The sequence below is a fragment of the Mesorhizobium sp. M0983 genome, from assembly GCF_040318975.1.
Taxonomy (GTDB): Bacteria; Pseudomonadota; Alphaproteobacteria; order Rhizobiales; family Rhizobiaceae; genus Mesorhizobium.
The window spans coordinates 1-7,536 of the sequence record NZ_JAMYNH010000050.1 but is presented as its reverse complement, the minus strand read 5'-3'; the positions used below and the strand labels follow the sequence as shown (position 1 = coordinate 7,536).

At 59.7% G+C, this 7,536-nt stretch carries 6 protein-coding genes and 2 pseudogenes; 4 read left to right on the top strand and 4 right to left on the bottom strand.

Annotated features, from left to right (window positions below; all coding sequences use genetic code 11):
* Both NKH71_RS33115 and NKH71_RS33110 read right to left on the bottom strand, forming a co-directional pair.
* Positions 1-492 (bottom strand): annotated as a pseudogene (locus NKH71_RS33115) (NAD(P)/FAD-dependent oxidoreductase); the annotation flags it as partial.
* A gap of 4 nt (positions 493-496) precedes the next feature.
* Complete coding sequence (locus NKH71_RS33110; RefSeq protein ID WP_352896580.1) at positions 497-664, bottom strand: hypothetical protein; 168 nt, start codon at positions 662-664, stop codon at positions 497-499.
* Positions 665-806: 142 nt separating this feature from the next.
* On the opposite strand from NKH71_RS33110, the gene NKH71_RS33105 reads away from it, so the two are divergent.
* From NKH71_RS33105 to NKH71_RS33095, 3 genes are all read left to right on the top strand, one after another.
* A complete protein-coding gene (locus NKH71_RS33105) occupies positions 807-1,283 on the top strand; it encodes a CoA transferase (RefSeq protein ID WP_352896577.1) in 477 nt (158 codons plus the stop codon).
* 849 nt (positions 1,284-2,132) lie between these two features.
* Positions 2,133-2,519 carry a hypothetical protein gene (locus NKH71_RS33100; protein ID WP_352896574.1) on the top strand — a complete coding sequence of 129 codons (387 nt, stop codon included), beginning with the start codon at positions 2,133-2,135 and terminating at the stop codon, positions 2,517-2,519.
* 213 nt (positions 2,520-2,732) lie between these two features.
* Entirely contained in the window at positions 2,733-4,346 is a 1,614-nt protein-coding gene (locus NKH71_RS33095; protein WP_352896572.1) for a GMC family oxidoreductase, read from the top strand.
* 443 nt (positions 4,347-4,789) lie between these two features.
* On the opposite strand, the gene NKH71_RS33090 is transcribed toward NKH71_RS33095, so the two are convergent.
* Both NKH71_RS33090 and NKH71_RS33085 read right to left on the bottom strand, forming a co-directional pair.
* The gene (locus NKH71_RS33090; RefSeq protein ID WP_352896570.1) at positions 4,790-5,035 is read right to left on the bottom strand and encodes a hypothetical protein; all 246 of its coding nucleotides are present in this window, start codon (positions 5,033-5,035) and stop codon (positions 4,790-4,792) included.
* A complete protein-coding gene (locus NKH71_RS33085) occupies positions 5,025-5,936 on the bottom strand; it encodes a hypothetical protein (protein ID WP_352896568.1) in 912 nt (303 codons plus the stop codon). The genes NKH71_RS33090 and NKH71_RS33085 overlap by 11 nt, the downstream gene beginning before the upstream one ends.
* Before the next feature lie 195 nt (positions 5,937-6,131).
* On the opposite strand from NKH71_RS33085, the pseudogene istA reads away from it, so the two are divergent.
* A pseudogene (gene istA / locus NKH71_RS33080) lies at positions 6,132-7,536 on the top strand (IS21 family transposase); the annotation flags it as partial.

Below are 7,536 nucleotides of genomic sequence, written 5' to 3'. Positions count from 1 at the left end.
TCGAGCAGCCGATGGTCGTCCATGCCATATTTACGCCACAGCGCCTGCTTGGATTCGAGTTCCTTCATATGCGCCGGCGTATAGGCCGCATAGATGTTTCCCGACTTCAGGTCGCATTCGATTTGATATTGGCTGACGAGGCGGCGAATGATCTTGCCGCCTTCCTGGATCAGACCACCGATGAACCGCGCCGAGCCCTCACCGTAGCGGCGCTGGATCGTCGCGAGGCTGGCACTGAGGCCGTTGATAATCTGGCCGCCATTGCGTCCGGAAGCACCCCAGCCAACCTGCGCACCCTCGACGACAACGACCTCATAGCCCTTCTCCGTGAGGTGGATTGCCGTTGCCATCCCGGAATATCCGGCGCCAACGACACGAATGTCGGTTTCTACCCGGCCCCTGAAGCCGCACTGGGGTGCGGAACATGCTGCGGGAGGCGGCGTAGTAACTGTTCGGATAGTTGCCGTCGCCGGCATACGATTGCTGTCTCATCACATCACACAATTTCCAAATAAGCGCTGAGTTTGTACTCCGGCATCACAGCGAAGCCGGCGATCTGCTGGCGTTTTCTGGTGATCAGCATCGAAGGCAGCACCGATCGAAGATTTCGGTGGTGCGCACTTATGAGACGGCCGAGCAACACCATCTCCGCCAGTTCTGCCATCCAGGCCGTGGTAATTGTCTTATAGAATCTAAGGATGCTTTGAATTAGACGACACGCATCGTTCCGCTTAGCGCGTCGAGTTCGGCCGGCGTGGCGTGCACGCGCCATTCGACGCGATCAGGGGAAAAGCGCGAAGACGCTCGTGGCAAGGGTCTGGACGGTATCATCCTGCCGATTGTTGTCGCAAAAAATCGGGGTGGTCTTGTCGAACAGCACCGCCTCCGCGCCCCTCACGAGCGCGCCTTCCGTCTGCTCCAGTCCGTCGAATTCCTCGAAGAGCAGGTGGTTGGCGTGGGCACGCGGCTATCGCGCGCAACTTGCCGCTGCGATCGCAAAGCAAACGGTGGAAGCGTGGGCAGGTCTTTTCGATGCTATGGAAATTCCGTGGGGGCATGTGCATGACCTGAAGGAAGTCGCAGGAGATCCGCAGTTGCGCACGCGAGACCTATTTGTCCGGCTCAGCCCCGAAGATGGCGGCGAATGGCACGTGAACCAACCACTACAATTCAACTGCTACAAAACTGGAATCCGGCTTCCCCCGCCTCAGCTCGGTGAGCACACTCGAGAAATCTTGTCCCGTTGTCCAGCGCTACTGCGCTCCGAAAAAAACACCAAATAACCCGAATTGATCAGTTGCATTCGGCGGCATCACCCATCAGACCGTCCCAAACTGGGCGGAGAAATTCCGGGGCAGTGAGTTGGCGCCCCTTAAGCGTCCATTTGGTGCCGTGTTTCGGGGACCGGAATCGCGCGACACTCCCGCGAAGATTCTTCGCGGGAGGACGGATTGCAATCGGAACCCGAGCCCAGAGTTGAAAGCATCGTCATCAAGGGCGTAGTCGGTCGGCTGGACGAGAGCCCGCTGTGCCGGCGCCAGTCGGCAGCGGCAAATGCGGTGCAAGGCCGCGCGGCGAGAAGTGTCGACAGCGACGGGCTGGAGATCGCCATCGGCGACGCGACGCTCGGGGTAGGCAGGGGCGTTGCCTCGGCGCTTCTGCTGGAGGCGATCCGGGCGGTACGTGCGGCACGTCAAGGCGAAGCGCCGACGTCGGTCGAGCTCGGCCGGATAGGCCGTGGCGAAATGACTCACGGGGGGGAAAGTGGCGCTCAAGATTGGCAAAATGTGCATGTCACCACGACGCGCGGCGCTTCTGCCCAGTCCCGACCAATTTCGATGCCTTGTGGGCGCAGGACGGAAGACTTCGCATCACGACAGCCGGCCGATTGCAGAAGCTTGCCATGACCTGCCCGGGCATTTTGGCAGGAATGGCGGACGGAATTCCTTCGCGGGAGAATGAAATTCACAAGGCGATCTAACCAAGTTCAGGCTTGTCCGATTTCTGACGATGTCGGATACGCAACGTAGCATACCAAATGTAGTGAATTGTTTTCAAATACCTTTTCATTTTTGGCACGGGACATGCGAGGTCATCCACAAGCGCGTCACGGGCTGAGGAGAAGTCGTCCAATGGTCACGCAAATCGAAAATACCGCCGCCGTGGATCTCCAAGTTGCAGAACCATCCAAAGATGACGCTCGAGGGAAGCGTGATATGGTGAAGACGGTTGCTTGCGTCCTCCGCTCGGGCGGCGAATTCGAGCCGCACCATGTTGTCCGTCTGTTCAATCAGGTGACCGAGCATTTGCCCGGCGCCAAGTTCCGTTGCTTCTCCGACGTCGACGTGCAGGGCGTCGAGGTAATACCGCTACGATACGAGTCGATAGCTGACGGCCGGCGGATGCCGAGCACAATCGCGCCACCGGAGACCTCAAACGACGCGTTTGCCGCTCATAAAACAGTCAGCCCTGACGAGATCTGGCTGCCAGCCGTTTGTGGCGGCTCTGGAAAGCAGTGATAAAAAACCGCAAGAGCTGTCTGCACCAGCTAAGCACGAGGGAAAAATTGTAGCCTAAGGCGATGGCGTCGAAGCAAGGCCAAGGAGGGATCATCCTAGAAGGTCACGGCGACCATTGGAGCTGCTGCGCTTTCGGGAGGTGTGATGACTTAGTCCATCCAAATTCGCGGCTCCAGGTGGGGTAAGCACCTACAGATCCAAAGGAATAGGCGATTGCGATCAAAGCAGGATCTGCATCCAACCAACCACATTGAATGCGACTTCTGCGTTGTTGGGGCAGGGTCGGCCGGCAGCGTTATTGCTGACCGGTTATCTGAAGATGGTCGCTTCAGGGTCTTGCTTCTCGAAGCGGGTCCAGTTGACAATAACCCATTGATTCATGTGCCAGCCGGGTTCCTGAAACTTCAAAACGACAAAACGATCAACTGGAGATTCCGTAGTGAACCGTCTTCGGAGCTCAATGGTCGGAGCCTCGATCTACCTCAGGGAAAGGTCTTGGGTGGTAGCAGTTCGATAAACGGAACGCTCTTCGTTCGCGGGCATCCTGAGGAGTATAATCGCTGGGCTCAGCTTGGATGCACGGGTTGGAGCTACGATGGGCTATTACCCCATTTCCGATCGATTGAGCGCTACGATGGTGGCGATTCTGCAGACCGGGGAACTGATGGCCCCATGCCGGTGGTGGCGTTGGCAGTCCGTCATCCGCTATCTTCGGCGTTCATTGAGAGTGCTGAGTCTCTCGGGTTTCCCGTGATCGCTGACATCAATGGCCTCCGGGATGTCGGCGTCGGATGGTTTCAGCAGAATCGCCAAGGTCGCTTTCGAGCAAGCACTGCCCGGACATTTCTGAGCCGAGCGAGGGCACGTTCAAACCTTCAACTACTGACCAATGCGCTGTGCACGCGCGTAGTCTTTGAAGATCGTCGCGCGATAGGGGTTGAATTCATACGAGCTGGCCATCTATTCCACGTGAAGGCAAAGCGGGAGGTTATCCTCGCCGCAGGAGCCCTCAAATCACCGCAAATATTGCAGTTGTCCGGCGTTGGGCCTTCCAACCTTCTATCGTGTCATGGCATCCCGTTGGTGCATCATTCGCCTGGTGTTGGCGAAAGCTTGAAGGATCACTTCCTTGTTAGAGTCGCGCACCGAGTTCAGGGCTGCGTAACGCTCAATGAGCGGGCACGGGGGTGGCGACTCTTCCGCGAGTCGTTGGCATATGTCTTGCTCGGACGAGGTCTCATGTCCTTAGGGGCGAGCAATGCAGTTCTCTTCGCTCGAAGCAGGGACAGTGTGGTCGCTGCTGATCTGCAATTGAGCTTCACTCCAGGCAGTTACGCTGGTTTGGGCAAACTCGAGCTGGCGCCAGGCATGACAATCGCTTTGTGGCAATCTTTTCCTGAAAGCAGTGGACGCGTGAGCATCGTTTCCACTGACCCGAATGTGGCTCCCGCAATATCGCCCGGATATCTCTCGGCACAATCGGACAGTGGAGTCCTCCTCTCAGGCATAAGATTAGCACGCGAACTGTTTAAGAGGCCAGAGCTCGCTCGATTTAGCGTTTGCGAGACTCAACCGGGCCCTCCCATAACGAGCGACGCGGAGCTTCTAGATTATGCACGAGAACATGGCGCGTCTGCTCTTCACTTCTCAAGCACCTGTCGGATGGGGGTTGATGAAAGAGCTGTTGTCGATCCCAAACTCCAGGTTCACGGATTGCAGGCATTACGAGTTGTCGATGCGTCGGTGATGCCAATAGCATCGTCTACCAATACGAATGCGGTAACAATGGCAATCGCCGAGAAAGCGGCTTCGCTCATTCGTTCGTAGGCAATTAGCCACTTCAGCGAATAGCACCGCGGTGACCTGCCACGGGTAATTTCCTCCATCAGGGATAAAGTCCGGCCGCGATTTGGTCCGGGCTGACGAAGAGAAAGCGGTCCGCGGAAGACATGAGGGTGTCTAATCGCAATGGCGACGTCAAGTATCTTGCACTTCCAAGACGCGCGTGCCGTATGCATCCGGTGGAAGCTTTCAATTAAGTTCGGCTCCGATGGTTGCGCCGAGCTTGATGTCCGTGAGGCGCATAAGGCCGCGCCACATGACCGTGTTGCCCGGCGGCGGGTCGCTGGCACGCGCGAGATAGTTACCCAATCGCGCGATCTTGACCAGATAGCTCGAATAAGGTGCCGGCGTGGGAGGCGGTCGGAGCTTTGTCGGGAAGAAGATGATCGAGGAGCTTCAATTCGACATCGGTTATTGCGAGATCCGGTTTAGCGTGCGGCTGTGAGCGGTGGGCATGCACGGGCAGATTGGTGATCAGCTTCCACCGTGGGGTCGAGCGCGGGATAGCGCCTCTGCTTGCCGATCGGCGGCAGGACATGGATGCGGCGGCATTTGATCTCGACCGCGACGGTCTCAGGCTTGCCCTTGGCATTGCGAACCTCGACCTCATGCAGCGCGCTGATCTCTTCCTCGTTCATCTCCGCGGCGATCGTGTGCTCGCCATCAACCGCCAAGCGATCGACGCAAGTCCTCACCAGGATGGGTGCCGAGTTCATGGGCCGTGCAGAAAAGCTCGTAGATGTCGCTCTCGCGTATCCATCCGGCGGAGCTTCCGATTACCCACATCGTCGGCTTGATCCAACCAGCTTCCAGTCGATCGACTCGCGACCGGGCGGCGGGTCCTCTTCGAGGGCGTGGATGTAAGTCAGAACCTGCGGACTGTAGCGCTTCTGCTTGCCCACGGGCGGCAAGGTTTTGATGGCGGCGAACTTCACCTGCAGGCAGGTCGTCTCGTCCTGATCGACCGTAATGCGATGACGTCCTGCCCAAGGCGCCGCCGCAAGTTGGGCGAAGACGCGATGAGCAGGATCGTGCGGGGCAGCATCGGCAGGCCGCTCGGCCAGCCTGTTCGTCTGCACCCGCACGATGAAGCTCGTACACAAGGTCTTGCGCCGTGCAATAGAGCTCGTAGATATCGCTCTCCCGGTCACCCACATGCACGCAGCGCTCGGGCGCGCCAACGAGCGCGATGGATTGGCGCAGGTTCTCCAGCCAGTGGTAGCTCTCTTTCGTCTCGATCGGCACGCGCGTGGGATTGATGTGCCGCTTGAGCGCGAGCGTTCCCTTTGAATTCGTTCGTGTCCAGAACTTCACCGCCGTCAGACCGAGGGGTGTGCCGGTGAGGGTGACGGCCAGGCTCGAATGCATCAGCACCCCGCACAAAGTCAGCACGTTGGGCTGCCCGGCCTTGTAGCGCCCGGCGTTGATGGTCTTGGTGAAGCCGATTTTGTCCGGCTGCGCGCGGCTGTAGATGAATTCGGTCGTGTCCTGCAGGATCAGGATCGGACCTTCGCTCGCCGCAACGCGCGCCGCGGTCGCGGCGAAATGGCCGGCCAGAACGCTATGTTCGGTCACACGCGGGTTGTCAAAGATGCGTTGTTTCAGTAAGTCCCGGACACCTTTTCCGGTAAGTCCCGGACACCGTTTTCACTAACTCCCGGACAGTGATTCCGCTAAGTCCCGGACAGTTTCCGGGGTGGATTTGACGGTCGGTTCTCGGCTGCGCCTTTCTGGCATTTTGGCTCTCTCATTATCGAACCGAGAGAGCCCATGCCAAGACGGAAGCAAGCGAGACGAACGAGCGTGAGGGATATCCGGACGATCCTGCGCCTGACCCATGAACAGGGTCTTTCGGTGCGCGAGGTGGCAGAGCGACTGAAGATCGGCAAGACCTCGGTTTCGACCTATTTACTGCGGGCGCGGGAGGCGGGGCTGTCGTGCTGGCCCTGCCTGGGGGCTTTGACGACGATGCGGCACTGGAACAGCGTCTGTTTCACCGAATGGGCCGTCCGCCGCAGGATCTGAGCGAGCCGGATTGGGCGCGGGTTGCCCGGGAGCTGAAGCGCGAAGGGGTGACGCTGACGCTTCTGTGGCAGGAATATCGCGCCGCCCATCCCGACGGCACGGCTTCACCTGGTTCTGCGACCGGTTCGCCGCCTTCCGGCAGCGGACGAGCGCCGTGTTCCGCAACCGGCATGCGGCTGGCGCGGTGATGCAGACCGACTATGCCGGGCCAACGGTGCCGGTGATCGATCCGGCGACCGGCGTCATTCACGCGCCCAGATCTTCGTCGCGGTGCTGGGCGCCTCCAACCTGACCTTCGCCTTTGCCAGCTTCAGCCAGAGGCTGCCGGACTGGATCGACGGCCAGGTGCGGGCGCTCAGCTTCTTCGGCGGGATCACCAAGGCGATCGTCTGCGACAATTTGAAGGCCGGGGTCGCCAAGGCGCTGTGGTTCGAGCCGACGCTGAACACGACGTTTGCCGCGATGGCCGAACATTACGACACGACGATCCTGCCGACCCGCAGCCGCAAGCCGCGCGACAAGGCCAAGGTGGAGGGCGCGGTGCTGATCGTCGAACGTTGGATTCTCGCCCGGCTCAGGAACCGGTCCTTCTTCTCGATCGCCGAGCTCAACACGGCGATCGCGGAGCTGCTCGAGGAGCTGAACAACCGGCCGATGCGCCATGTCGGCCAAAGCCGCCGCGAACTGTTCGAGGAGATCGAGCGGGCTGCCTTGAAGCCGCTGCCGGCGGCACCGTTCGAATACGCCGAGTGGAAATCGGCGAAGGTCCATCCTGACTACCATGTCGAGGTCGACAAGACCTTCTACTCGGTGCCGCACCGGCTGATCGGGCGCACCGTCGAGGTGCGGCTCACGCACCGAGTGGTCGAGATCTTCCACGACCACCAGCGTGTCGCCAGCCATGTGCGTCGCTCGCAGCGTTCCGGCCATGTCACCGTCAACGAACACATGCCCAAGGCGCACCAGCGCTACGCCAACACCACACCGGCCAGCCTGATCAGCCGGGCGGCAAGGATCGGCCCCAACGTCGCCATTCTGGTCGAGCGCATGATGCGCGACCGTCCCCATCCCGAGCAGGGATACCGCTCCGCGTTTGGCATCCTCTCGCTGGCCCGTCGCTACGAGCGGGATCGGCTCGAGGCAGCCTGCG

What these genes read in the sequence shown, in the direction of transcription:
- NKH71_RS33100 (WP_352896574.1), top strand. Translation starts at nt 2,133, where the DNA reads ATGGTCACGCAAATCGAAAATACCGCCGCCGTGGATCTCCAAGTTGCA.
- NKH71_RS33110 (WP_352896580.1), bottom strand. Translation starts at nt 664, where the DNA reads ATGGCAGAACTGGCGGAGATGGTGTTGCTCGGCCGTCTCATAAGTGCG.